Consider the following 1,354-nt stretch of genomic DNA (forward strand, 5'->3'; position numbering starts at 1 on the left):
TACCATCTGTGAGTCCGATACGACTACAGGAGTTAATGTAAACCCATCGAATTGTACCACAGCTACGCTAACCGTAAACGTAGTGGGTCAAATCATAGCAGGAAACGATACCTTAGGCACACCAGCAGCACCATTAGCTTCAGGTACTATACCAGTAGCAGCAGGAAGTGTGATAGGAAACGACAGCTTAAATGGAGTTGCCGTAACTACAACAAACACAAATGTTACGCCAATCACTACTGGAGCAATTTTAGTAGATGCAGACGGAAATGTAACCATTGCGGCGAACACCCCAACGGGACCTTACACGGTTACCTATACCATTTGCGAATCAGACACCACCACAGGAGTTAATGTAAGTCCATCGAATTGTACCACAGCTACGCTAACCGTAAACGTAGTGGGTAAAATCATAGCAGGAAACGATACCTTAGGCACACCAGCAGCACCATTAGCTTCAGGTACTACACCAGTAGCAGCAGGAAGTGTGATAGGAAACGACACCTTAAACGGAGTTGCAGTAACGATTGCAAACACAAATGTTACCCCAATCACTACGGGAGCAATTTTAGTAGATGCAGACGGGAATGTAACCATTGCGGCGAACACCCCAACGGGACCTTACACGGTTACCTATACCATCTGTGAGTCAGACACCACCACAGGAGTTAATGTAAGTCCATCGAATTGTACCACAGCTACGCTAACCGTAAACGTAGTGGGTCAAATCATAGCAGGAAACGATACCTTAGGAATACCAGCAGCACCATTAGCTTCAGGTACTACACCAGTAGCAGCAGGAAGTGTGATAGGAAACGACACCTTAAACGGAGTTGCCGTAACTACAACAAACACGAATGTTACCCCAATCACTACTGGAGCAATTTTAGTAGATGCAGACGGGAATGTAACCATTGCGGCGAACACCCCAACGGGACCTTACACGGTTACCTATACCATCTGTGAGTCAGACACCACCACAGGAGTTAATGTAAGTCCATCGAATTGTACCACAGCTACGCTAACCGTAAACGTAGTGGGTCAAATCATTGCAGGAAACGATACCTTAGGAACACCATTAGCACCATTAGCCTCAGGCACTACACCAGTAGCAGCAGGAAGTGTGATAGGAAACGACAGCTTAAACGGAGTTGCCGTAACTACAACAAACACAAATGTTACGCCAATCACTACTGGAGCAATTTTAGTAGATGCAGACGGAAACGTTACCATTGCGGCGAATACCCCAACGGGACCTTACACGGTTACGTATACCATCTGTGAGTCCGATACGACTACAGGAGTTAATGTAAACCCATCGAATTGTACCACAGCTACGCTAACCGTAAACGTA

At 46.1% G+C, this 1,354-nt stretch carries 1 pseudogene; it reads left to right on the top strand.

Annotated elements, in window-relative coordinates:
- A pseudogene (locus ACNQGB_RS15975) lies at positions 1 to 1,354 on the top strand (hypothetical protein); the annotation flags it as partial.

It is taken from the genome of Flavobacterium frigidum (assembly GCF_048286795.2).